Below are 26,503 nucleotides of genomic sequence, written 5' to 3' on the forward strand. Positions count from 1 at the left end.
GCTTTTGAATTGATAGGAGAAGAAGTCGAAATGGTGCATGCGATATGCATTCCGTAACCTTGATCCAAAGGATTATTTTGTGCATTGCAGTATTTGGCCTCAATGGGTGTGAAAAAAGGGCAGTGCCCCCAGACGCCAACCATTTGACGTTTCCATCGGGAATTCGGATTTCCAGCAACGCTTCCGAGCTTAAGCTCTATTGGAAGCCAATGATACAAAACGATATTATCGGATATAAAATTTATTTCGGCACCAGCGAACAAAACTATTCTGATACCATCATGGTCGGAAAAGACACAACAAGCTTTACGATCGGAAACCTGGCGCCAGATCAACAATATTTTTGTGCTATCTCCACTGTGGATGCCAACAATAGAGAGAGCGAGCTATCGGAACGAATTATGGCCCGAACCTACATCGCTTACGAAGATTTTTCACAGGACCAAGGGCAGCTTGATACAATCAAATGGCATTATGAGCCAGGATATACTGTACCAGTAATCCAGGGAATGGTTGGTGCTGCAGATATCCAATTTAATGATGTGAAAATGCGTCGCAGCTTTGGCCAATATCTCGCCTACACCCCATTGAATAATTTTGCTGTCGATTGCCAGTTCATGCTGGGAGTGCCAAATGTGGGTGGCGCTGGGCTGATGATTCGCTCGGAGCTCGCCCGACCAGATAAATATTACAAAGGTTACAACGCCTTTCTATTCTGGAATCTGACCAATTGGGAACTACGGCTCGAAGAAAGCGCCGCTGACCGTCATGCCATGAGGTCGCCTCAACCAGCAAAAATTCCAGAGATTCGACCCGATGAATGGGTGAAATTAACTTTAGCCTATAAAAGCGGCGCAATTGAAGCCATTGCTTATCGTCTCTCTGATTATTCGGTTTTGGCCTCTCTTGCGGCTGTGGATTCGAGTGGAGGAAAGCGCCCAAATGACGCAGACAAATTCTGCGGTTTCTTCACCACTCAATACGGAAATAATGTGATTTATGCTGACAATTTCGGCATCCGAAGATTAGATTAGAAGTTCAAGCTCACCACTATTTAATCAATATTGCAGATGAACGTTTGGGCCTCGCTGCTGATCCATATGAGCACGATAGCTAGCGGGCTCATTTCCATCTTCGGATGGAGGAGCCAAACAAAGTACTGTGAGTGAACTGTTTCTATAAGCATCTCTCCGCACGCATCGCGAGAATGGACCATTCTCATTGAAGCGAAATCATTCGACTCATCGAGTCCTCAAAGCCCTTTTTTTCTGAGAAAGATAGATCTGAAAATAGATTTTTTAAGGTAATCCATCTCGAACCTCGCGCTATTTGGCCTTACTCAGTTCATTCGATTCATAATCGCGCCATTTTTTTGCTCAATCAGTGATCCAAATTTGAAAGCCCCACTGGCCTTTACAGCAAAAATTCCACTTGACTTCTATCAAATTTTCTGATAAATTGAACCAATAGATAACCCAAAAGTATATAATATGAAAATCTGTTTGACCTCTCCAGGGGTTCTATTCGAAAGCTTAGAAATTTTTTTCAATAGCTCACAGTCCTTTAAATGATACCTTGGAGCAGGTCGCTGTTTCGAATGGATACGAACCAATAATGGATGAGGATAGAGGTGTCTCGATCGATTCGATGCATGGCAATGGCCATAGCGATGATTTTTATCGCTTATTCGAGGGGGGAGGCGCAATACTATTTCGGACGCAATAAGGTCCAATATAACAATTTCAAGTGGTACATTTTAAAAACCGAGCATTTCGATATTTATTTTTATCCAGAGATGCGAGAGCTGACCGACATTGGTGCATCTTGGGCTGAGGAAAGTTATCGGTTCTTAGAGGATAAATTTAACCACAATATCACCAATCGAATCCCGCTGATCTTTTATTCAAATCATTCCCATTTCCAGCAAACCAATACTATCCCCTATCTGCTCCCAGAGGGTGTTGGTGGCTTCTTTGAGTTCATAAAAGGGCGCGTGGTCGTCCCTTCCAATGGATCGATCCGCGATTTCAAAAAGGTGATTCGACATGAGCTGGTTCATGTTTTCACTCATAGCAAGCATTATCGCGTGCTGAAAGATCATCGCAAGACCCATTTTCCAGCTCTTCCGCTCTGGTTTGTTGAGGGACTTGCCGAATATTGGTCCGAGGGGTGGAACGACGAAGCCGAAATGTTCATTAAAGATGCTGTGTTGCATAACTACCTGGTGCCGCTGGAGCAGATGTATAGCATCTATGGCACATTTCTGATGTATAAAGAGGGGCAAGCGATCATCAAGTTTATCGCCGATCAATATGGCGAACATAAAATCGTGCAATTGATCGAAAATGCTTGGAAGGAAGATAACTTCTCCAACGTCTTAAAGCTCACCATAGGGTTGAACTATCAGGAGTTCGATAAACAGTGGCTTTATTATTTGAAGAAGCAACATTACCCAATTATGGCCAAAAACGATTTTCCCGAGATGATCGCGGAACCGATTACTTACCTAGGCATCAATACCAAGCCGGCTTGCTATCGATCTCATGGTAAAAACATCATGGCATTTGTTTCCAATCGCACTGGCTATTCGAATATTTATCACATGCCTCTGTCTGAGGAAAAATCCGATAAGGAACGCGGCGTAGAAGTCCTGATCAAAGGCGAACGAACCAATGAATTCGAATCATTCCACGTTCTTAATAGCAAAATTGACGTCAATGACCAGGGCACATTGGCATTCGTGTCCAAAAGCGGAGAGAGCGATGTCATCTATCTGTACGACATTCATCAAAGGAAAATGGTTAATAGCTTTCGATTCGACAACATAGTCACCATGTTTTCACCCTCCTGGTCGACGGATCAGCAAAAGTTGGCATTCACTGGCATCAGTTTCGATGGCAAAAGCGATCTCTATGTGATTGATGTTGCCACTGGTCACCTGGATCGGCTTACCAATGATTTTTACGATGATCGGGATCCGATCTGGGACCGAAGCGACCAGTTCATTTATTTCAGCTCCGATCGATCCGTTATTGATGATTCGAGCTATTACAATCTCTTTGCTTATCATTTAATAACCGGAGAGATCAGCTATGTAACGTATGGAAGATCCAACGACTATTCTCCAGCCTTATCTCCCGATAATCGCTATTTGGCTTTTACCTCGGATCGGGATGGGGCGTTCAACATCTGGCTAATTGAAAATCCGAATGGCTCGTTGCCACAGATCATCGCTGGGTTGGGCGAGGCTCTCACCCCGCTTCCAGTGGTTCGACCGTGCTTTTCCCTGATGGATCAGCGCCTTGCCGCGAAAAAGATCACCAACTTTACAACTGGTGCCTATGATCCAGAATGGGTGGATGAGAACCAGTTATTGTTCACCGCGTTCGAAAAATTTTCGTTTCAAATCCATCGTTTGGATAAGGTGATTGCTCGAAACGAAAACGCGATAGTGGTTCAAAAGGACACCTTATTGCCCAAAACTCAGTTGAACCCACTGCCCAAAATCGCCGCAGAGTCTAAGGTTTCGGCCGTAAAATATAAACCGAAATTCAACCTGGATGTCGCCCAAAGCTCGGTGATGCAGGACCCGATCTTTGGCGTTTCTGGCGGAGCCCAGCTTGCGATGAGCGATATGTTGGGCAATTATCAATATCATTTTCTCATTTATAACAACGCCCAGACGCGGGATGAATTTTTTGAGAGTTTCAACGTCGCAATTTCTCGGCTTGACCTGTCGCATCGAATGAATTACGCTGTGGGGTTGTATCATTTCGCTGGCCGTTATTTCAACTGGTACGAGGGGTTCTTTTACGAACGGCGGTATGGCGGCTTTGGTTCAATTAGCTACCCGCTCTCGGTGTTCGAACGGGTCGAGGCCAGCATCAATTTCCGGCACTCATATAAAGATTGGTACGGCTTAAACAACGGCAGAAACGCGCTGCTGCTATCAAATTTCATTGGTTTTGTTCGGGACAACTCGCTCTGGGGGCCCTCTGGCCCGATGGATGGCGAACGCATCAATATCACACTGGGAAACACGCTGGACGTTCAGCACTCCAATGTCAATTTCTATACGATCATTTTCGATGCCCGCAAATATTTCCGGCTGTCGCGCCGCGTGACCTTCGCCACTCGCGCCATGACTCGCTACAATCACGGCAAAGAAGCGCTACCATTCGTAATGGGAGGAAGCTGGGACCTGCGCGGTTATCGCCGCTGGTCACTTTGGGGCAATAAGATCTTTTTGGTGAATGGCGAGCTAAGGTTTCCGTTTATCGATCGGTTCAACATTAATTTCCCATTCGGTGGTATGGGGTTCAGCGCCATCCGCGGCGCCAGTTTTATCGATCTGGGCAATGCCTGGGACAATCAACTGAAATCAGTTTTGGGCAGCATGGGCTTGGGTATTCGATGGCAGTTGGGTGGGTTTCTCGTGTTGCGTTTCGACTTTGGCAAGAAATTCCAATTCAACGACTCCCACGAGCTCCTCAATCCTGCCAAATTCCACATGGAAAAAGGTATATTTAAGCAGTTTTTCTTCGGTTGGGACTTTTAATACGGGTGACACGTGAGGCTACTTGCTCAATTCAAATCATTTCTGCGGCTCAGCTTTATCGCTGTGATCATGTTGCTAAATTGTGCAAGGATTCGGATCGACTTCGCAACACTTCCAGATTTTGAAGCGTCTAATTGGGAACGGTTTGCCGGGGATTGGGCAAGGACCAATCAACATTCGGGTCAGTTTCGCTTGCCTCTGCAACTGAAATGGAAATATAACGCCTCTGGTACAGTGGGAACTGCAATTTTAGCCGTCGATGGCATTGCCTACTTTACCACGATGGATGGCCGACTCATCGCGCTGGATATCGTCACAGGGAAAAAAATCGGCCATCGCAAGATCGGTGTCGATGCGACCTGCGTCTATCATGATAGCTGCCTCTTCATCGCGCTTCGTTATGGTGATAAAACTTTGTACAAATATCAACTCAACAAGGGCAAATTTCTTTGGAAAATTGATGCTGGCGACATTGCTACTGAACCGTTAGTCGTCGATCAATACATCATTGTGACCGCGCTTTACAATCACGTCGATCTTTATCATATCTCCAATGGGGTTCGGCTTTGGCAGACCAAAACCGACGACCAGATCCGCTCATCCCCAGCCTATCGAAATGGCGTGATTGTATTCGGCTGTGATGACGGGAATGTTTATGCTGTCAATCCTTCGGATGGAAAAATCCGCTGGAAATTTAAAACCAGCGCTAGCGTAACAGCCACCCCGGCGATCGGCGATAGCGTCGTTTATGTGGGTTCTTCCGATAACCATTTCTACGCTATCCATCTTTGTTCAGGCAAATTAATCTGGCAATTCGCAACAAATGGGCAGATTCTCCAGGCTTCTGCAGTAAATGATAGCCTGGTAATATTCGGTTCCAGCGACGGTCAGCTCTATTGCTTGAATCGAGCTACCGGCACTTTGCGCTGGTCGTTCCCAGCGAAAAGCATAATCAGCACCGCGCCTCTGATCGCTGGCTCTTTCGTTTTATTCGGCTCCTTGGATCAGCATTATTATGCCATCGACCTGGCCACTGGTTCGGAGCGTTGGAAGTATAAAACTAATGGTCGGGTAAGAACGGCCCCAGTGATTTGGAAAAATTATTTGATCGCTGGTTCAGAAAATAATGAGCTTTATATCTTTTCTTTTGCTGAGGAGAAGTGACTTTGTTCTTTCGTCATTCTTTATCGACATTCATCTCATTGCTCATCTGCTGGTGTTTTATCACGCTGGATCAGCCAGTAGCTAAATGCCAACCAGCCGATAGTCTTGGTTTCCTCAACATCCAGACTGATTCGCTGCATGTGGAGATATTTTTGAACAATAAAACACTGGGCTTTACCCCGTTGCCGATCCTCGCACTCCCAGCCGGTAAATATCAGATCACCGCCAGCCATCCCAATCCATATATATGGGGCAATCTCGATTGGCGAGATAGCATTTTGGTCGTAGCTCATGACACTCTAATCGTACGACCCAAATTTAAAACCATTCTAACCATCCGAACAAACCCATTTGATGCCGCGATCTATCTCGATAATGAGCTCATCGGTCACACCCCGCTTTCCTTCCCAATCGATCTTTCACCCGATAAGCAGCTCGTCATCAAAAAAGAGGGATTTCACGATCAGTTAGTTCGACTCAGCGATTTGAAAAATAATTCTATTCAGATCGATCTCATTCGCAATCAATACAACTGGGAGCTCAGTCAAACCAAATATAGACATCAAAAGCTAATAAAAAAATATTATCGTTCTATCAGCTATAGCCTCTGGGGTCTCAGCATCGTTACTGGGCTTTCTACGGTTTATTTCAAAGATCAGGCTGATGATTATTACCAAAAATATCTCGTTGCTGGATCCATGCAGCAAATGAATCGATACTATAGTGCTACTCGGCGTTATGATCGTTACACCTATATTTCCCTTGCTGCCTTGCAAGCATGTTTCGGTCTTTCATTTTATTTTTTGATGAAATCGCTCGATTAGCGTCATTCATCTGAAAGCCTCGTCACCCGCCAAGCGCATCAGTGAAATCCAAAAAAGATCTTCACATCAACCCCACCGGCGACAGGGTTTTCCGCTCTGTTGGATTCATGATTTTTCAGCCATGCGAATGATAACCATTGCGCAGCTCAAATTTGTTATTGACTTTTTAAGAAAAACGAAATATATTTGGCAGCAAGTGAAAGAGCCGAGAGCGAATTTATGTTTCTTCCCAAAGCCGAAAACTTGGGAGGGAAGCGCGAATTTTAATAAATCCGATTGCAATTGAGTGATCGATTTGAGCTGTTCTCCTTCTAGATCGTGTCATAAAACAGTGCCTTTTTATGACAACTATTCAAAGCTTCCTATGGAAGGACCGAAACTGGACGATTAAAAATCGAGAGGATTGAATCAATGAAAGCACAAACTGCTTCTGATACGCCGCAGGCTGCGGCAAACATTGATCGCACCAAATTTCCGATCTGTGAATTCATTTTCCGAAACTACCATAATTTTAATGCCCGGGCATTGCGAAATGCGCTGGTGGCCTACTGGCATCATATTGCCAAGGGAGGAAAAATGTTCTGGGCCATGGCTGGAGCGATGTCTACTGCCCAACTAGGAATCTCTCTCGCCCCAGCGATCCGCGCTGGACTGGTTCACGGCTTATCGGTAACTGGCGCCAACTTAGAAGAATCACTATTCCGATTAGTAGCTCATCACAGTTATCGAGATTTTCCCGATTACCGCTATTTTACCAAAGATGACGATACCAAAATCCTCGAGGCGGGGATGCGACGGGTGACTGATACCAGCATTCCCGAGGATGAAGCGTTTCGCGCTGTCGAGCAGATCATCGTTCCGATGTGGAAAGCTGCCACGCAAAAAGGACAATCTCGATTCTGGCATGAGTATTTTTACGAGTTGGTACTCGGTTTGGATGAAAATCAATTTGAAGGGCCGGCTGAGGAATGCTGGCTGCTCGCTGCTGCTGAGGCAAATTTGACCCTGGTCGTCCCCGGGTATGAAGATTCAACCTTCGGAAATATATTTGCCTCGTACGTGAAGACTGGTGAATGTAGCGCCTCCATCGCGAAATCTGGGATCGAATACATGGTGGCTTTTTATGATCAATATCGGGAACTATCCCAAGGACCTGGGGTGGGATTTTTCCAGATCGGAGGTGGGATTGCAGGAGACTTCCCGATCTGCGTTGTCCCATCGATCAAATATGATCTGCGCGAGCAGGTCAAACCGTGGGCGTATTTCTGTCAGATCTCTGATTCGACTACTTCGTATGGCTCCTATTCTGGCGCAACACCGAATGAAAAAATCACCTGGGATAAGCTCACTCGAGATACACCCATGTTTGTCATCGAATCCGATGCCACCATAGTGGTCCCATTGATGCTCAATGCCCTGTTAGAATGCAAACAAAATCCAGATGAAGCCAATCGATTGTTCGCCAAATATGCCTGATCCATCGGATTATTTTGGCCGCACCATCCTATTCACCTAACGACGGCGATTGAGTTAAGTGCAATTTGATGCCCAGTGACCATTTGTTTGGAAGCTGATCATGTGGATGTGCAACTGCTCAAATCAACGATAGTGGATTTTCTCCAAAAATAATTGCGGATCTGCGCAGTATCGCTTGATCAGTTCCAGACAGTGGTCACTGGTGGTGCATTGTTCCAGATTGATAAAATTAACCCAATTTTGATTTAAATCGAACCACCGCCAAAAGATTTCAATTTGTTCGCTCGAATAATCGCTCGTGCGATCATTATCATGACCGAAAATATGGTCCAATTCACACAGTAACCCCTGCCAATTCGATTGTTCTCGGTCGAGCGACAACTTGACCAATCTCTCATTACCCACGGCTAAAAACAGCACGATTTCTTTCTCTGAGAGCCCAGGCAAAAATGCGATTACCCTTCGTTTCTCCCTTGGTGGGGTGGAAATTGAATGCACATTTAACTGCGTGTTCAGTGTCGGGTGATATTCGTTGATATAATGATTCTCTAATAACAACGCTTCCAACTCCGAACCAACCACCTCATAGCTCAAATCAGCGATCTGATCCAGAATGGTCCTTCCCTTTTCATCCAAATCAAGCCGATTGATAAAATAACTTTCTACCCGCGCCCTCAGATTTTTCGCTTTGCCCACGTAAAAGACATTGCCCAAACGATCTTTCATGAAATAAACGCCAGGTCGATCAGGTAACTTTCTAATGAAATCTTGATCAAAATAGTAGCGAGAAAAATTCACCCAAGTTTTGGCGCGCTCCACGAAATTCTTCACATCCGACCACGATCGCAGAGACAGGCGATCAAGCTGATGAATAAAGTGCCATGTCAATTCTTTCATTAAATCAAGCCTTGCATTCAATTCCAAAGGTTCCGAATAAACCATTGCTAAGGAAACTGCAATATCAGAGAGCGATTTAATTTTGTTTTTTGGAGATAGTAAACGAGCTAGGCTGATTAAAGAGAGGCGCTCGAGTTCGAGTTCAACACCAAGAATAAGCCGAAACCAAACATTCAATATTGCCAGTTTCTTCCCTGACCAATCGCTCACCAAGATGGTATTTTGCAGCTCCTGATAAAGCGCGTCAATATGTTGCTCAATTCGAGGAGCGGTGGCAAACGGGTTGCTGAGTACCGATATCGATCGCCTCAACTGCGAGCCATATTTCTCTTGTGATGGAAGCCTAAAGATTTCACGTTTGAGCTCAGAACCATCTTTCAACAAAACGACCCCAAGAGCGATGGGGATCACGTGGCCGCGGCTGAGCTGAATTGATTCGACATCAATTAACGAAAAAGTCATACCAGACAAATTTGGCTGCTCGGATTGTAACCGAATCCGCCAGTATCCACTGCTATCGAAAATAAAGCGAGGATCATCTTTGAGAAGTGAGGACAAAATCATTTCGAATTGTGAGGGATATGAATTCGGAACATGAAAGAAATGCCGAATCAACTCGTTGGTGGTGACAGCTTCCGCTTTGTTCTTGAGATATTGGTAAATTTTTTCTTTCATAATTTGCAAGGCAAATTAGATCAAAAGAAAAAAGCCTCACTCTAAAAAATCTGTTCGAAACGTTAAAAAAGCTGATCGCTCGTTTACCTGCTAAAGTAATCCATATCTTTGAAATTTAATCGATACCAAATTGGTAAGCGATCGGTCAGCGCCTATTTTCGGACAGCCTGTAAATGGCGAGGCTTTTCAGCTTAATGTTTCAAGATAAAAATTGAACCGAGTTAGCGGATAGTTCCCAAATAATGGGTGGTCAACTGGCGCTTTCGGACTTCTGGATTGGAATAATCTGGCAATAGCATTGGTCCAACCCGATCCTTAATACCAAGTCTCTCGACTTCTTTATTATATTTTTTAACATGCTCCAGCGACAACTTCCCGTTTCCCTGATAACCCTTAATGTATTCCGCAGCATTCATTCCAGCAATGCGTCCAAAAACAGTTACATCCAGCAGTGAGTTGCCCATCAGTCGATTTTCTCCATGAACGCCGCCTAACACTTCACCTGCCACATAAAGCCCAGGAACACAGGTTTCACATTTGTTGTTCGCCTCCAGACCGCCATTTTGATAATGGAGCGTTGGGTAGATCAACATGGGCTCTTTGGAGATATCGATCCCATATCGCCGAAATAGAATATGCTTGCCAGGAAATTCCCGACGCACCGTCCCTTCGCCATGAAGTTCATCAATCATCGGCGAGTCGAGCCAGACACCGAATTTGCCAGTGGGCGTTGGCACCCCATTTCCTCGCTCTGGCGAGCATTCTCTGATGATGGCTGCTGCTTCCACATCGCGCGGTTCGCGCTCATACACGAATTGCTGACCATGAATGTTGACCAAGTTTGCTCCGGCTCCTCTCACCTTTTCTGTGATCAGCAGCCCCTCCGCTTGCTCTGGAAATACTGCTCCCGTGGGATGGTACTGAACTGTATGCAAGAAACATACAGGCACACCAGCGCGATATCCCATTACCAACCCATCGCCTGTGGCACCGTAATGATTCGTAGTCATAAATTTTTGAATATGCAACCTGCCCGAGCCACCCGTTGCAAGAATCACGGCCTTCGCCTTTACCACAAAGTATTCTTCAGTCTCCAGATTATAAAGCACTGCACCAGCCGCTCTGCCTTGATCGTCCAGCACGATTTCAACCGCAGGCGAGAATTCGATGACCTTGATGTCATCGGGATGATTGCGCACCTCGTCCCGAAGTGTGCGCATGATTTCGGCACCGGTGATATCTCCAGCATAGTGCATCCGCTTGCGCGATGTGCCGCCACCGTGCATTGACTTCAATCGGCCATCGGGGAATTTGCTGAAAATCATGCCCAGCTTCTCCAGCCAAGCCAAAACCTTCGGCGCTTCAGTCACCAGGGTGTAAACCAACTCTGGATCATTCACAAAATGACCGCCACCCATGACATCCAAATAATGATAATAGGGCGAGTCTTTCCACGTTTTGCTGGCGCCCTGAATCCCGCCTTCGGCCATCATGGTATTGGCATCGCCGTTGCGCAACTTGGTCGCCAAAATCACCTTTGCCCCATGCTCCCGGGCTAATAACGCCGCCGAATTCCCAGCGCCGCCGCCGCCGATGATCAGCACATCGGTCTCCATAGCAATTTCGTCAAGATTGATCTTATCCGGGTCAACACGGCTCTTCGTCTCCAGAATGTCTACATATTCATTGGCGATGCTATATCCTTTGCTTGGACCAACTCGGATAGGGCGGCGTGTCCCCTCGATAAAATCAGGGTGATATTTCCGCAGGATTTCCTGGCGCTGATCCACTGGAATCGCAGGAAACTCTTCCCCGCGTTTTTTTCTCGCCACGCGCTCAGGACGGGTCTTCTCAACGATTTTGATCAGATTTTTTAGCTCCGGTGTGTATGGCATGTTAATACCTCATATATTAGATTTGTTTATCAAGTTCTATAGTCACCAAAATTCCAAATCACAAAATCCAGGTTCCAAATAGATCTCACACTTGAATATTCAATTTCCGAAACCAATAGAACCAGATCAACTCAAAAGCTATCTGAATAAAAAAAAGAAGCCAATGCTATTCACCGACATTTGGAATTTGACATTTTAGAAATTGCAATTTATTTGGAATTTGTAATTTGGTGCTTGGAATTTTTCCCTGCAACAAATCAAAGAAATGCTTTTTCCGCAGGCTCCCACATTTCATCCGCATTATCAGGCTCTGTCTCCCGCTCCTTATAGAGTTTCATTAGCGTAGCTTTGTCCGCCTTCATTAGTTCCTGAAGCATCGTTTCGTATTTGCCCGATTCTACCTCCTGGACTCGCTGGGCTAAATGCTCTGCCTTGGGCAAAATATATCGACCATACAAGCGCCGCGCTAAAATGGCAATATTATATTGCACTTCTTCCGCAGGGCAGCGCGCTGCACAGAGTCCACACATCACACAATCGAACGATAATTCAGCCGCCTTCTTGATATCCCCAGCCATGGCCGCCGCAACATAATCCATCACCTTGATGTCCATGGGGCAGCTCTTGGTGCAGTTATTACACCCCATGCATTTGAAAATTTCGGGATACAATCGGGCCACCGTTTCGCCAGTCGGCTGCAACTGCTCCAGATCATAAACTGCTTTATTGGCAGGGAAAAACGGAATCTGCGTGATGTACATGTACGGCTCGACCACTGTCTGGCAGGCCAAACCATAGTGCAGTTGGTAATCGTTGGGGAAACGATAGATCGTCGCACAAGCGCCACAGATGCCACCTCGACAGCCGCAGCCACGGATCAATTGATAACCCGCATACTCCATCGCTTTCTGAATCGTCAGCGATGGGGGGACGTCATACCGCTTACCCATAATAAAAATCGGAATCAAATTTTTGGTTTCTGTATTTTGTTCGGTATTGCTCATCTAAAAGCCTCCTGGATTTTTTCCAATGGATTGAAACAACCCAACGGCTGATAAGACTGCAATTGATATTTCAATTCTTCATATCCGTTGTCGTCATATCAGCCGTTGGATAAAAATTACCATGTTATAAAAACCCCAATCACAATTCCGATAATCAACGCCACAAAAACCATAAAATAGTTGTCCAACCACTTCAACGCTTTCTTCTGCGGAATCACTTCTACCACCCTTTCCTCCACCACAAAATCTTTGATCCCTGTATCCACCTGAGGACAGGCCATGACGCAGGCGTAACATTGCTCGCAGTCCTCAGCCACCAGCACTTCCAGTGCAAACGAAGTCCGCTGCACGGTTCTTGCCCGTCGATCGGGCTCTCGCCTGAGCACGGGACAGGAGTCGATGCAATTGCCACAAGCAATACATGCCCGATCACCATCGATTTGAACATTCGGTGGCAAATAAAGCCGATGATACGGCTCGATCCCTCTCGAAAGCAACCGACAACGAGCTACTGGCGGTTCTTTAATATCCAGAACAGTATTGAGCACTCGGATGGTCTCGGGACTTAACTTTTCTTCTTTTGCGGTTATATAAGCCACGGCTTGCTCCTTAAAACATTAATTACACAAAACAAAATCATCCAGATGATAAACCGCTAATTCCGCGAATTAGGCCAATTCTGCCAATTTGATACCAATAAAATTCGCGCAATTTTGGTTGATTCGTGACATTTGCTGTCAAAAATTTTGATCCTTAGGCAAAGCAATAATTGCTCGATCATCTAACCACCAAATTCCCAATATACGGATGACACTTCACACAATTCGTCTGATCCGACAAATCCTCACACTCGGCCCGAAAGATCACAAACTTCCCATGAATTTTGCCATGATGGCACTTCTGGCAGACCTCCTCCGTTGGCATAGGCAGCGGCTTGCCTGGGTGGTTCAGTGGCGTGACGTTCTCATGGCAGCCCGAGCATGCAATCGGATTTCGGGCAGCGAAATTCACCGTTTTATCTACCAGCTTCTTGCCTGACGCATCGACCTTCTCCCGCAGATGGCATTGCCCGCAATTGCCCAACTGGATCTTTTCGATCAAGGCCAATTGCTCTTTTTCATCTTCGTTCAACGAAGATTTGGCCTTCAGTTCATGATACAACTTTTGATCTTCAGGTCGAAAATATTCGAATCGGTAATGCAGCCGCTTGTTCAGCTTCAAGCCGATTTCGGCCAATTTTTCGCTGGCCAAAAGATACGGTGCTCGTTCCATCACATTGAGCCGATCGGGATGGCATTTCAGGCATTGATCGCTGGTGTAAAACGATTTGGGGCTGGTCGGCTCGGTGAATTTCAGATTGGCAAACCGCTGGGATAACACTGCGGCCTGATTGACCCCACGCCAAGCCCAGTGCTCTACTGATTTATCAGGATGGCAACTCATACAGCCTGTGGCATCCCCTTCGGCAATGCCTTTATGCGGCTCGGTATTGAGATCGATACTGACGTAGGGTCCTTTTACATAATGGCACGTCAGGCATGTTGATGGAATCTGATTGTAATAAATCATCCCAATGAATCCCAACACCGCTAGAATCGGCGCCGCTATCAGTACGATTTTGATGTGATGCTTGATGACGAAATCTTTGATTTTTTCAAATGTTGGTGTCTTGAAAATTTTCATTTGAAATTTAAAACTCCTGATCTTTCTGTCATTCCGAACGAAGCGCAGCGCAGTGAGGAATCTCTATATTTTGCAAAGTTCATTTATCCAGCAGATTCCTCACTTCGTTCGGGATGACAATTTTACATTATGCCTTTCTCACCTTCACCTTCGTATCCATCCAAGCTTGTCCCTTGCCCATAGGGTCGGTAGCCGCTGCAATGACCCAATTGGGATGAACTCCAAATTTGCCTTTCTTCGGCCACCAGATAAACTTGGTGTCAGGATCATCGCTATCAAATTTTTCGGCTCGGGCAATCCTGCCAAATTCCCAATGCCCACAGCCATTTGCGATAGCGATGATTTCAGGATGCACTCCTTCGGTCACATGCGCTTTAACTTTCAACTCCCCTGCCGACGATTCTAAAATAATATCATCCCCTGGTTTGATCTTTAGCGCTCGAGCCGTCTTCGAATTGATCAACGCCGCATTGGCATGATGGATCTCCGCCAGCCATTTGGCATTGGCCAGATCAGACCGCATCACATTGACATTGAATGGGATTAAAATCAATTCATCCTTGGCTAGATGGATATGCTCCTGGATCGGCTGATAGCTCGGCAAGGCAGTCAAACCATTGCGCCGCTGGGCGATCTCGAATTTCTTTGATGGGGTATTGAAGCCCCGAGTTCGATAAATCTGATATTCCGCTTTCTGATTTTCCTGATACCAGATACCATTTTTCTTCAGCCGATCATAGGCTAATCCTGGAACTTGTGTGACAATTGCTTTGATGTAGTCTTCAACATTGGAATGGTTCACCATCGCTGCAAAGCCACCGCCCATCCGCTGCGCCAGCGACAAGCATAATTCGTACAGTGGCTTCGATTCTCCCTGCGGCTGGATCACTGGCTGCCCCAATGTCACAAACGGGATCATTTCGAACGACGGCGCCGAATCCAGGGACCAGCTCTCGAGAAACGTGGTGGCGGGCAAAACCAGATCCGCTAGCGCCGCCGTCTCGCTCATTACCGTATCCATCACCACGGTGAACGGCAACAGCGATTCATCTTTCAGCACCGATTGGGTAAAATGGCAATCGGGATGCTCGTAAGCGGGATTGGTTTTATAAGCAAAATAGAGATCGACCTTTTGCTTCTTGCTTTGAATCGATTTGAGAAACTCAATTGGATTTTGCTCGTCAGCCAATTTCTGATCTGGATCGAAATCTTTGAGCTGATATTTTCTGGGCAGACAATAGCCTCCCTGCCCATCGATGTTGCCCACGATGGCATTGAGCAGCATGATGCAGCGCTCGTTTTCGACGCCGTTAACATGATCGACCACACCGCCGCCAGAGAACGCCACACCAGGCTGCGTAGTGGCAAATTCCACAGCAATCCTTTCGATGGTCTCGGCAGGAACCTGGGTGATCTCTGCTGCTTTTTCTACTGTAAATTGAGCCAGGTAGCTCTTCAAATCAGCCACCGAAACATTGGTCCATTGGCTGATAAATTGGGCGTTGTACAAGTTCTTCTGCATAATCACATTGGCCATGGCCAGGGCGAGCATAGCATCGGTGCCAGGCTTGATGGGGATCCACTCGTCACTTCGCCCCGCAGTATTGGACATCCGAGGATCAACAGTCACCAATCGTGCATGACGGTCGATTCGGCCATCGATGAGCCGCTGATTGAAATTGATGAAGAACGGATGGGACTCGAACGGATTACTGCCAAAGGCGAGGAAATAGCGGCAATTGGCAGCGTCGATCACTTCGCAGCTCTCACCCCAGGTTTTCTGCTGGGCCATGGTCTTATTGGGATGCTCATAACCATCATCGGTTAGAATGGTCACTGGTTTAAAATTATCGAGAAATCTTCGGGTCAAACCTGAAATTTGAAAGCGATCGGCATGAAAGACGAACGCCTCTCCCCTATTCTGGTTCTGAACAGCTTTGAGCCTCATCGTTAGTTCATTCAGCGCCTCGTCCCAACTGATCTTTTGCCATTTGCCATCACCCCGCTTTCCTGTTCGCTTCATTGGATATAAAATCCGCTCGGGATCATAGACCAGGTTCATGCCTGCAATCCCACGGGCGCAAATGCGACCCCGATTATTGAGATGCTTCGGATTCCCCTGAACGGCTGCCAATCGCTCATAATTGAGAAATCCCAGCACTCCGCAGCGGGCAGGACACAGGTCACAAATCGTGGCCACACTCTTTCGAAAATCATTGGAAAAAATCGAGACATTTCTGCCTCGGATTCCAAAAATTGGCACCAAACCGCTAAACTGAATCGCCGTTGCCCCCAATGCACCAAGCTTCAAAAAGTCACGACGATTAATTTTATTCATATTCAAATTCCTTTGTATTGAGGCGTGACCGTCACCTCGCAGGTGACGGTCACGCCTTTTGCATTCATTGTATTATATAATAGGCAGTGCCTGACCACCGTAAACGACCACAAACCGCATGAACAAAATTCCAACCACTACAAATGCACAGGCGATGGCAATGGTCTTGATGTTTCGGAATTTCGGCGTCAGCACAATGATCATCGGGATAATTTTGCCAAATAAATTTTCGATCCCCAAAAATAGCGGGCTCATTTCGCCAAATAAAATCAGATGAGCGGTCTCCTTGGCCTCGGCATGGGAAATCGACAGCGTCGAAATATCACAAAAAACCAGAAACAGATCGAACACAATCATCCAGCCCAACATGCTAGCCAATGTATAAACGATTTCGGTATTAACCTTCTTTTCTTTCGAAAAGAATCGATCTTTGATCATCAAAATCAGGATCATCAATGCAAGGCCAGAGACCACAGCAGAGACGAGAAACAGGAACGGCATCAGCGCCGTATTCCAGAAGGCACGAGCTTTGCCGAACGCTAAAATAAATCCTGTGTAACCATGAACTGTGATTGCCAATGGGATACCGATTAAACCGAAAATTTTGGTATGCTTCATGTCGCCTTTGAACATGAAATAAGCGTAAATTACGCAGTTGATCGGATAAGCCACGAGCAGGAAGGCGCCGTAAGTCATCGGCGAGTGAAAATTCAAATAAGTGAAATGGTTCCAGATCGAGCGAACAGGCCAACCGACCTGAAGCAGCAGCATCACTGGGGCAATAAATAGCAGCACCGTGGCCATCACCACGCCGACTTTGCCAGCGGGCTTGAATTTGGTCATGCCGAAGCCGTACGCCAGGGTGGAGATGACGAATGACCCAGCGCTCATACCTGTGAAGTAAAAATACAGGGCGATCAACCAGCGAAAAGTAACCTGATGATCAACATCGTATAGCAGCTCGGTCATAAAACTTTTACCTCACGTTTGATTTCATAAGCGTCGACGTCAAGACCGATGTAGAACACATGCGGCTTGGTGCCCATCTCTTGCTTCAAAACCTGCACAGGCTGGGTGGCCATCAGCTTCGCAATCTCGCTTTCGGGATCGTTCAAATCGCCGAACACCCGTGCGCCTGCGGGGCAGGCCTCCACGCAGGCGGGCGGAATTCCCTTGAGCACCCGATGCATACACCAGTTGCACTTCTGCACAATTTTTTTAATCGGATGAACATATCGCACTTCGTACGGGCAGGCTGCCATGCAATAGCGACACGCTACACAGCGGTGTGGGTCGGTGCTGACAATGCCATTTTCCTCGATGCGATTAGCATTGACAGGACAGACGGTCACACAGATAGGCTCCTCGCAATTGTTGCACAGCAGCGGCAGAAAAGATCTCCTCACATGGGGATATTCGCCTTTCTGAATCTGTTTCACCCACGATTGCCATACGCCGAGGTGCACATCGTTTTCAGCTTTACAGGCTACCGAACACGTGTTGCAACCGATGCATTTGCGCAAATCAATCAGAAATCCGTAACGTACTTTTGCCAAAACAAGCCTCCAGACAAATGGTTGGCAACGCAACCATTGATTCAGAAGTATGTGTTAAACCTGATTAGATTACTGTCATTCCGAATGAAGCGAAGCGGAATGAGGAATCTCTATTTCAAGAAGATGCATAGCCGAAAAAGATTCCTCACTTCGTTCGGAAGGTGCATAACTTCGAAAGATTCCTCACTTCGTTCGGAATGACAAATATTACTCAATGATCTTTATTCTAATTTATTTCTCGAAAGAGACGGTCCTGTATTTTAAAAATCAAAACAGAATAACCAGAGACAATCCTCCTCCATCTCAAATTCAGAAAACAATCAATCGAGAAGTCTGATCCTCTCTCCACCAGCGTAACGTACAAATGTCGATTTTCGTACCAAGTACTCGGCGCCGTCTCCTTACCATGTATCTAGTCCAGATTCCAGCTTATTCGCCCAATTGGCGAACATCCATCTGTTCTGGTTATTCTGTTAATGTGGGACAAGATGGCATCTTGTCCTACAGCTTATTCGAACAAACCCGATATCTCTAAAACTTTCTCTGACCAACGCCTCGATTGTTCAGCAACCTGCTGCCGTTGCTCAGTATCGCTCCAGATATTCTCCCAATTTCGTTGCCACCGAGCTAATTCAACTTGCAACGCAATCAATTCAGCCGCCTTCTCAATCTCGGCTTCAGCAGCAGTCCACTCGATAAAAAACTTGCTTTCCTCGATTAATCCCAGAACTGCCTCCCGATTCGCCTCATTGGCAGCAAATGATTTGATGCGACTGAGATTGGCAGCCAGCCCGCCCAAACGAATCGGTAATTTATCCCGCAAATATCTTTCACGAATCACATTCAGATTTTTCATGGATCAATCCAGCAGTTGTCGAACAATTTGAGTCAGTCGATCCCGAATAATAGGATCTAAAATTTCCAGAGAGCGATTATTTTGCTGCGGGCGAATGTTAATCAAGGATTCATAAGTCACCTGCCTCGTCTCTGGGTTCCAATCGGCACCCCAAATATCCGCTTGGTAACTCCCATCATCCAATAGCGCTGATTCGCAATCCGCATGAAGCACTCCCCCACCCGCTAAAATACCCCGACGAATATCCACGGCCAGCTTAATATAGCTGCCTAAAGCCTCCAACATCTCATTTAGCTCTTGTGCAGAGGCGTGAGAACGGATTATGTGAATCATCAGTACTCTATAATTATTATGCCAAATGCTTTGCTCTATTCTTTCGAACATACGAAATCGCCGCCGCCGCAATGCTGGGTCCCGAATCTCCCACGGGACATTTGCCCGCACAGCGGGAGCAGGCCACACAATATTTCGCCAGCCGCTTCACCTTTTCATAGTCCCCTAATCGAGTCGCCAGAATCATGGTCATGGGATACGGCTCGCCGTCCACAATTTTCACAGGACAGACGCCGACACAGGTCTGACAGTTGTAGCAATTCAACGCCTGGCCTGTGCCGCTCACCAGGGTCGGCTGCAACGTATAGTCGAATACCAAAATGATACAAAATAAAATCGCCAGGGCATTCCACGTCGTCATGCCGAAACGAAATTGGGAAAATTTGTGAATAATCTGGGTGACTGTATTGAAATGCGGACGATCGGGAATTCCGTTTAAAACCGCATTGGTCACCGCTTCTCGAAATCCTTCGGTCGTTTCTATGGAGCCGTGGATCGTGGGTGGAACCAATGCGACGTCCAATCTATTCGTAGCAATGATCTGCTCGGGCAGTCCCTTCAGCGCATTGATCATCTCCTGATGCTGAAGAATTTTGATATCCGCTATCTTCGCATCCTCGATCTTGACCGCCACTTTGATCGGGCCTCTCAGTCCCTGGCCCACACCCTCGTAAACGCCATTATCCACCAATTCCAGTTTGAATGGATAATTATCTCTGATATACCTCGCCACCTTGCCGTATTGCACCAGGTAGTAGATGCCAGTGACTAGCAGCACCAAAATGGCGGGGATGATAATCATGAAATAGGATTTTTTATGAACGATATAAGTTTTGATGGCTGAAATGAAAATCAATAACCCTAACAATGCGAACAAGATCATTCGGCCCGAGACAAATGCCAGGGCTGTGATGATCATCAAAATGGCTAACCGCCAGGGTCGCTCGAATATTTTTTCAACTGCCAGTTTTAGCAACTTCTTCCTCTTATTTGGGTAATTCGATCAAAAGGAAATTGGGTAATCAGATTGGTTTTTAATTATTTCATCAATTCCAAAGTACTTTAAGTCCAAATTTCTGGTATTCACTCATTTCTTGGTCTTTTGAGATAAGAGCCATATTTTTTGAGATAGCCTGCCATATTATCAATCGATCAAATGGATCCTTATGTTTGGCCTTAGGCAGCTTATAAAAACTTGCAGCTTCTTTTTCAGTAACCTCTAAGGTTTCAATTCCAACCTCTTCAACTCTATCAGGGATTTCATCTGGGGTTATATTTTCAAGTTCGATCTTTCCTAAACTATATTTCAATGATATCTCAAAATAGCTTATTAGGCTAACAAAAATCCTATTCTCAGGATTACTTATCGTTTCCTTTGCTTTTTCAGATAATTTTTCATCTTCAAATAGGACCCAAAGCAAAGTGTGAGTATCAAGTAGATAATTCATGCCGTAAGTAATTCCTCATCAGTCATTTTGAAATCATCTTTGATCTTATAGCTTGCTCTGCCTTTTAAGATGCCTAAAGGTCTTCTTTCTTTTTTATATTTTCTGAAGGGAATGATCACTGCTTCAGTCTCTAGATCTTTGTCACTCTGGATGAAAATTTCTTCGCCTTTTTTAACCAATTCTAAAAGCTCAAATATATTTTTTTTCACTTCTTTTCTAGTTAATGCCTTCATTACAGATCACCGCCTTTCAAATTCACATTCCGCACCTTTGTTGATTTTGTTTTCTTCTTGAATAAAATTTTTGAATTTTGCAAGATGCTTCGCTTTTTGAATTGCCATCCCCAGCTTGTACAATTGTGCCAATTCTCTCAGCCGACGGTCGATAGCTTCGGGGGACATGTCAAATTTATTGCTTATTTTTTCACTCTGGTTCTTTATCATGATCAATAATTGAATCTATATTATCTCACCATAATATTTTTTCTTCAAGCGACCTTGATTCCCGTAGTAATGATTTCTTTAACAAAAGGATCATCCTCGGTAAAATCCTCGCTACGAAATGGATGCGGCTCAATCATTCGGTTAATATTTTTTGTCAAGCTCAAAATCCTTTCAATATCAACCAGAGTCGAGCCCTTGAAACTATCAGATACAATTGCCACATCAATATCGCTATATTCTTTATTGGTGCCCTTGACATAAGAACCAAACAAGTACACCGATTTAATACTAATTTCGTTTTTCAATTGGGCAATAAAATCTTGAATTGCATTTATAATTTTTTCATCAGCCATTGCTGAAATTCCTCTACCTTCCTAAAATTTTTTTGGGTAAAACTTTCATCGCACATCTGATAGATTCTGAATTTGTAATCGGGATAACGAATCCCCAGATTAAAGCTATTGACAAATTGTAGGAATTTTAGTTGTTCATCATTTAAATCAAGATTCGCCTGTTGAGCCAAATAAACCAGATTATGAGTCATTGGCGGATTATTTTCGATATTGTATCTAATCCAAAGCGCCTTTAATAATTTTTCCAGCGAAAGATGACACAAATACAAACAATAATCAAAATGCTTGGCATTAAAAAGTGATCGGGCAACATCCAAATCGTGCTTCGAGCTTTCAACTCAATAATTGATAAAATCCAGCTTATTCATTTTAACAATTTTGCTTTTTGCTAACTCAATTAGGGCATTTCCAAAAACTCCGCCACTTCATCGATAAACGCCTGATTGATCAGCCCTTTTTCAAACGCTTTTTTGACCATGCTTTTGGGAATCTTACCTTCCCGAAGGGCTTCCATCGTTTGCAATTGCATCGTGCCGAAAATCTGGGGCAGATTCAAATATTGCACGCAGAAGCTCTGGCAATTGCCGCAGCGGATGCACTTCAATCCGCCGTTGCGGAGAAAGCGATTGTAATCTGCCACTCTCGCTGAAACCACCAGCTCGGCTTGAAACGCAATGCCCACAGGACATTTATCCTGCGTGCCATAGCAGGCTCGACACTCGTAGCAATAGATCGTCTGCGGATTTTTATTGACCACTGCCTTGCCCACATCGATCGCCAGCATCGAGGCAATACCCAGCATGGCCGCCCGATTGAGATTTTTCGTCAATGCTCGATCGTTCACATTGGTGAAAAACTGAAACCGCCGAATGCCAGGCATCACGTACGGCTGGTCTTCTTCAAAGCGGGCACCAATGGGTTTGTCTTCTTGTTCGTCTTTTTTTGTGTCTTTATCTTCGGTCATTTTTTTCTTAGTTGAGTGGTTAAGTGAGTTGAGTAGTTGAGTCAGGATCGACCAAATTTGCTTTCACATTTTATCGAAAAAATTCAAACTAACGAGGCAACATCAACGCCATGAGCAGCCCAGCGATCAATCCACCGACTGCACCCTGAATTAATTCCTTCGTCGATTTCATGTCCATAGCGTAAGCGATAATCACCCCAGAGACCGCACCTGCGAAAAGAAATGAGACAAATGTTAACAATGATGCACCCTCACATTTTATTGGAGTATTGGAGTGATGGAGTATTGACTTTGGATTACCCAGAGAATCATTACTCCATTACTCCAGAACTCCATTTTCATTCAACTCGATGCTATTTGTAGTTCAAAATACCAAAAGACTAAGCTGCTCGCCTCACCGCCGCCAACGTCTTCGGCACCATCAATCCAATTAGCAGCGCTGCGATCACGCCGCCGATGAAGCCCTGGGCGATCTGCAAGATTTTTATTTCATAAACGGCCAGCGCCAACACTGCCCCAGCGATCCCACCGCTAATCAGAAAATAGATCAACTGCAGATTCCAATTTTTTGCGACGTCTTTGCCAATGGAACGGCTGACGATCCCCATCATCCCGCCCGAAATGCCGATGATGACGAGCGTGAATAGCGCCAATACCAACAGGTTCTGAGAGAATTCGGGATTCTCGGGTGAAAAGACCGTAAAGTTCATGAACTTCATGTAAATCGCTGCAATGGGCGCCATGATCGCCATGGAAGCGAAGGTATAGGCGCCTTTGATAAAGCCAGTTTCGGCTCGCATCTGGCCTTCGCCCATGGTGCCGCCGCCGCCCAATGGCGAGGGCCCGCAGGATGTCGTGGCATTGATCATATAGGCTGCCATGACGATCGCCAATTGCGGCCAGGTGATGAGATTGAACTTGGCTGGGCCAAACAAATAAAGCACAGGCACTAGCGCTGCCGTCAAAATTCGGGAGCAGGATAGCGGCAGAATCGTCTGCATCTGAACGAAGATGGCCAGCATTCCTGCCACACCGAGAATCTGGATCGCTGACAGGCTTTTCAAAATCACGCCCAGCGCATCGAATCCGCCTGTAGCCGCCAGCACGCCCGCTGCGAGAAATCCCGACGCCATCGCCGTGACGGGCAGCAAGATGATCCCACCCATCAAATCCTGAATAGAAGCTCGGCAAAACAGGATAATTAAAATTCCGCCCGCCACCAGCACGGTCTGGACGGGCATTTTGCCGAACGGCTGGAAAATGGCGATGAGCAACGAGGCGACAAAGATGATCAGCGATAGGTAGCCTCGAAACGGCGCTTTGATTTTGGTGATTTTCTTTTCTTCCTCAAAACCAATGGTGGTGGGTTTATCTCGGAGCGTGACATCGTTGGGATATAATTTCTGGGAAATAATTTTCAAAAACAGGGCGGTGATGGCGGTTCCGATCATCAGCGAAAATGCTTGTGGCGATCTCAAAATGCCGTCGCTGGCCGTCGGGAAAAAGGCGCCGAGGAACCCCTCCCCTATCTGTCCCACACCGCCAATCGGGGATGGCCCGCAGGAGCCCATGGCATTGCGGGTGAAAGCGCCGATTAGAACTACCAATTGGGTTTTGGTCAGCAAGCCCATGCCGCCTTCCCAGCCAAAGGAAAATAGCAACGGCAGCAGTGCAGCAGCGATAATTCTCCCGCAAGGCAGCGATGCGATGACAGGCAAATTGATGATAATGACCAGCGTTCCCGCCAGCCCTATGGGGCTTTTTTGCAATTTGGCGATGATGACTTTCAGCGCATCAAAGCCTTTGGTGGCTTCCAATGCACCTGCCAGAAACAACCCGCCCAGCAGCGCCGTGATCGGATGCAGGATGATCCCGCCGATCATTTCATTGGGCAGCAAAATAGCGCTGGTAAAACCATCGCTGGCAATTCGGAACAGAAATCCAATCAGCAAATTGACCAGACTGACCAGCACCAGCACCGTCTGCACAGGAAGATTGATCTTCCTGAACAGCGTGAGAACCATTGTCACAATAAAGATCGCAAGGGTGATGTAGCCGAGTAGTTCCAACTTTGCCTCTTTTGGACTTTTTGATAAGGAAATAGATTCTCCATCCCCCCTTACCCTCTACCCGCAACTTGTGGCGGGTACTTCCTTCGGTCGCTTCAAAGGGGGGAATGGCGAAGTCCCCCTTTGAAGGGGGATTTAGGGGGATGTCAATTTATCTTTTTCCCCAAATTTTACCTATGACAATTACTGTTCTTCTTCACTCTGAACGGCAAATTCACAATGAACCGCTCATCTTTTTTTGACAGCAATACTTCATCTCCCACCGCCAAATTACCCATACACATCGTACATTGCGGCGCCTCTGCTTCCACAATCTGCCCATTTTTCAATTGAACCTTCAGTCGGGATAGGATCAATTCTTCGATCCCCAGCTCTGAAGGACACAACTCCACGATGACGCCTTTGATGAAATATTTGGCCCGATAAATTTCAGCGAAAGCGAAAAACGCCAGCAGGCTGATAAAGGTGTAAAATGTTAACGAGTCAGTCATGGATCAAGCCGTCCATTCGAATTGAATTACCTGCTTCAGTTCTGCATCCACAACATAGCATTTATTGTCGCTGGTGATCGCAATCGAAGTAGGTCGCTTCAGCCCTTCCTTGATCATGCCGAGAAATTGGCCCTGAGGATCGAATTTTTGAATGCGGCCATTGATCGAGTCGCATACATAAACATTGCCAGTACGATCCAGCGCAATCCCTTCGGGCAAATTCAATTGGCCTGGGCCACTGCCGTTTTCGCCGAAGCGAAATAGGAATTGACCGTTAGGGTCAAGTACTTTAATTTCGCCATGCTTGCTATCTACCACATAAATCCTGCCATCGGCGGATACGGCCACTCCCGTCGGCAGACGGAAATGATAGGCCAGCGTCCCCTGGGGCAGATCTTTCGGGTCATCGCCCAGATCGCCAAAGCTGCCGATCAATTGATGGGAATTTTTATCGAACACGGAGAGCCGATGATTGCGGGTGTTGCAGGCATAGATTTTGTCGCCGACAAAAATACCCTTTGGCGTGTAGAATGCATCGGGATAGCCACCGACTTCACCAATTGAGCCGATGAATTTTCCCTCTGGCGAAAAGATAACAATGCGGCCGTTGTTGGAATCGACCACGTAGATATCGCCATTGGCATCCACGGCAATTCCCTGGGGATAATTCAGTCGATCTCCGCTGCTACCTGGCCTGCCGATAGTCTGGACCAATTTTCCTACCGCATCGAACACTTTGATGCAATAGCTGCCAGCATCCGTGACATAAATAAGGCCACTCGAATCAATTGCAAGGCCGTAGGGATCAATAAATCCATCTATTCGATGACTCGTCTGAAGAGAATTCGATGATTGGCCATGAAGCAACCGAGGAAAACTAAAATGAATAGCTGACGCAGCTCCTAAAGCAAGGCTATTTTTCAAAAATGAGCGTCGTGAGATACTTTTCGAAAGAATCGAATCGTTTCGCTTCATAAAATCATGTCATGCGAGTTTATTTTTTGGCAGGAAAATAAAAAAGACTATAAATTATCTTCATTCAGGAACGATCTATAGCCTTCAGAATTTTGAATTCGGAAAAATTTTCATCATATGATCTATGGCAAAACATGAGATTCGATGTCCACCTTCAAAAATTTAGGTTTTAATATATACCATGATTTCCAAAAAGTCAAGCGAAAAAATTATTTTCTTAAAATTATTTTTATGGGCCAAGCTTTTGGTGCGTTTGATGTTAAAGCGCAAAGTATTAGATTCGATTGAATCGCTAAATACTAATGAAAAACCAAAGAGTTCAGAGTTTCCACGCTCGGGATCTTTCGAGATAATCTACAGCAAAAAATGGCATTTCCTGTCAGATTATCTGATTTGGCAGAGCGGAGCAGCGACTTTCCTTGATCCATAGCAGCCTTCGCTCATTCTTTGTATCATTGGCATTATTCTTTATCGGAATAGCTAGCTCATTTATTCTGACGA

Annotated in this window: 24 protein-coding genes; 5 read left to right on the forward strand and 19 right to left on the reverse strand. The window is 45.8% G+C overall.

Annotated elements, in window-relative coordinates; all coding sequences use genetic code 11:
* Positions 1-44: 44 nt before the first annotated feature.
* From ONB37_02590 to ONB37_02610, 5 genes are all read left to right on the forward strand, one after another.
* Positions 45-1,034 carry a fibronectin type III domain-containing protein gene (locus tag ONB37_02590; GenBank protein MDZ7399032.1) on the forward strand — a complete coding sequence of 330 codons (990 nt, stop codon included), beginning with the start codon at positions 45-47 and terminating at the stop codon, positions 1,032-1,034.
* Between the two features lie 596 nt (positions 1,035-1,630).
* Entirely contained in the window at positions 1,631-4,558 is a 2,928-nt protein-coding gene (locus ONB37_02595) for a hypothetical protein (GenBank protein ID MDZ7399033.1), read from the forward strand.
* Between the two features lie 12 nt (positions 4,559-4,570).
* Positions 4,571-5,722, forward strand: coding sequence for a PQQ-binding-like beta-propeller repeat protein (locus ONB37_02600; protein MDZ7399034.1), 1,152 nt, complete (start codon positions 4,571-4,573; stop codon positions 5,720-5,722).
* A 2-nt stretch (positions 5,723-5,724) separates the two neighbouring features.
* Positions 5,725-6,546 carry a PEGA domain-containing protein gene (locus tag ONB37_02605; protein MDZ7399035.1) on the forward strand — a complete coding sequence of 274 codons (822 nt, stop codon included), beginning with the start codon at positions 5,725-5,727 and terminating at the stop codon, positions 6,544-6,546.
* Between the two features lie 456 nt (positions 6,547-7,002).
* The gene (locus ONB37_02610; protein MDZ7399036.1) at positions 7,003-8,022 is read left to right on the forward strand and encodes a deoxyhypusine synthase family protein; all 1,020 of its coding nucleotides are present in this window, start codon (positions 7,003-7,005) and stop codon (positions 8,020-8,022) included.
* 123 nt (positions 8,023-8,145) lie between these two features.
* Here ONB37_02610 and ONB37_02615 read toward each other — a convergent pair whose 3' ends face one another.
* The 19 genes from ONB37_02615 to ONB37_02705 all read right to left on the reverse strand — a co-directional run bounded on the left by ONB37_02615 (position 8,146) and on the right by ONB37_02705 (position 26,002).
* Entirely contained in the window at positions 8,146-9,594 is a 1,449-nt protein-coding gene (locus tag ONB37_02615) for a nucleotide excision repair endonuclease (protein ID MDZ7399037.1), read from the reverse strand.
* 221 nt (positions 9,595-9,815) lie between these two features.
* Positions 9,816-11,489 carry an FAD-binding protein gene (locus ONB37_02620; GenBank protein MDZ7399038.1) on the reverse strand — a complete coding sequence of 558 codons (1,674 nt, stop codon included), beginning with the start codon at positions 11,487-11,489 and terminating at the stop codon, positions 9,816-9,818.
* 257 nt (positions 11,490-11,746) lie between these two features.
* Positions 11,747-12,493 carry a 4Fe-4S dicluster domain-containing protein gene (locus ONB37_02625; protein MDZ7399039.1) on the reverse strand — a complete coding sequence of 249 codons (747 nt, stop codon included), beginning with the start codon at positions 12,491-12,493 and terminating at the stop codon, positions 11,747-11,749.
* A 116-nt stretch (positions 12,494-12,609) separates the two neighbouring features.
* A complete protein-coding gene (locus ONB37_02630) occupies positions 12,610-13,092 on the reverse strand; it encodes a 4Fe-4S dicluster domain-containing protein (protein MDZ7399040.1) in 483 nt (160 codons plus the stop codon).
* Between the two features lie 178 nt (positions 13,093-13,270).
* On the reverse strand, positions 13,271-14,176 hold the full coding sequence (locus ONB37_02635) for a hypothetical protein (GenBank protein ID MDZ7399041.1): 906 nt from the start codon (positions 14,174-14,176) through the stop codon (positions 13,271-13,273).
* A gap of 127 nt (positions 14,177-14,303) precedes the next feature.
* Positions 14,304-16,514, reverse strand: a complete 2,211-nt coding sequence (locus ONB37_02640; GenBank protein ID MDZ7399042.1) for a molybdopterin-dependent oxidoreductase — start codon at positions 16,512-16,514, stop codon at positions 14,304-14,306.
* A 72-nt stretch (positions 16,515-16,586) separates the two neighbouring features.
* Positions 16,587-17,483, reverse strand: a complete 897-nt coding sequence (nrfD, locus tag ONB37_02645; GenBank protein MDZ7399043.1) for a polysulfide reductase NrfD — start codon at positions 17,481-17,483, stop codon at positions 16,587-16,589.
* Positions 17,480-18,070, reverse strand: coding sequence for a 4Fe-4S dicluster domain-containing protein (locus tag ONB37_02650; GenBank protein MDZ7399044.1), 591 nt, complete (start codon positions 18,068-18,070; stop codon positions 17,480-17,482). Before ONB37_02650 ends, nrfD begins: the two co-directional genes overlap by 4 nt.
* A 508-nt stretch (positions 18,071-18,578) precedes the next feature.
* Positions 18,579-18,926 carry a hypothetical protein gene (locus ONB37_02655; GenBank protein ID MDZ7399045.1) on the reverse strand — a complete coding sequence of 116 codons (348 nt, stop codon included), beginning with the start codon at positions 18,924-18,926 and terminating at the stop codon, positions 18,579-18,581.
* Between the two features lie 3 nt (positions 18,927-18,929).
* A complete protein-coding gene (locus tag ONB37_02660) occupies positions 18,930-19,259 on the reverse strand; it encodes a DUF5674 family protein (GenBank protein ID MDZ7399046.1) in 330 nt (109 codons plus the stop codon).
* A gap of 16 nt (positions 19,260-19,275) precedes the next feature.
* Positions 19,276-20,235 carry a 4Fe-4S dicluster domain-containing protein gene (locus ONB37_02665; protein MDZ7399047.1) on the reverse strand — a complete coding sequence of 320 codons (960 nt, stop codon included), beginning with the start codon at positions 20,233-20,235 and terminating at the stop codon, positions 19,276-19,278.
* 70 nt (positions 20,236-20,305) lie between these two features.
* A complete protein-coding gene (locus ONB37_02670) occupies positions 20,306-20,707 on the reverse strand; it encodes a type II toxin-antitoxin system VapC family toxin (GenBank protein ID MDZ7399048.1) in 402 nt (133 codons plus the stop codon).
* Positions 20,704-20,940, reverse strand: a complete 237-nt coding sequence (locus tag ONB37_02675; GenBank protein MDZ7399049.1) for a prevent-host-death protein — start codon at positions 20,938-20,940, stop codon at positions 20,704-20,706. The genes ONB37_02670 and ONB37_02675 overlap by 4 nt, the downstream gene beginning before the upstream one ends.
* 254 nt (positions 20,941-21,194) lie before the next feature.
* On the reverse strand, positions 21,195-21,503 hold the full coding sequence (locus ONB37_02680; protein MDZ7399050.1) for a nucleotidyltransferase domain-containing protein: 309 nt from the start codon (positions 21,501-21,503) through the stop codon (positions 21,195-21,197).
* Between the two features lie 397 nt (positions 21,504-21,900).
* Entirely contained in the window at positions 21,901-22,467 is a 567-nt protein-coding gene (locus ONB37_02685) for a hypothetical protein (GenBank protein MDZ7399051.1), read from the reverse strand.
* 88 nt (positions 22,468-22,555) lie between these two features.
* Positions 22,556-22,708, reverse strand: coding sequence for a hypothetical protein (locus ONB37_02690; protein ID MDZ7399052.1), 153 nt, complete (start codon positions 22,706-22,708; stop codon positions 22,556-22,558).
* A 139-nt stretch (positions 22,709-22,847) separates the two neighbouring features.
* On the reverse strand, positions 22,848-24,536 hold the full coding sequence (locus ONB37_02695; GenBank protein ID MDZ7399053.1) for a hypothetical protein: 1,689 nt from the start codon (positions 24,534-24,536) through the stop codon (positions 22,848-22,850).
* A gap of 170 nt (positions 24,537-24,706) precedes the next feature.
* Positions 24,707-25,027 (reverse strand): hypothetical protein, encoded by a 321-nt coding sequence (locus ONB37_02700; protein ID MDZ7399054.1) that lies wholly within the window; start codon positions 25,025-25,027, stop codon positions 24,707-24,709.
* Positions 25,028-25,030: 3 nt separating this feature from the next.
* The gene (locus tag ONB37_02705; protein ID MDZ7399055.1) at positions 25,031-26,002 is read right to left on the reverse strand and encodes an SMP-30/gluconolactonase/LRE family protein; all 972 of its coding nucleotides are present in this window, start codon (positions 26,000-26,002) and stop codon (positions 25,031-25,033) included.
* Positions 26,003-26,503: the final 501 nt, after the last annotated feature.

Source organism: candidate division KSB1 bacterium, from assembly GCA_034506395.1.
GTDB lineage: Bacteria > Zhuqueibacterota > Zhuqueibacteria > Thermofontimicrobiales > Thermofontimicrobiaceae > Thermofontimicrobium.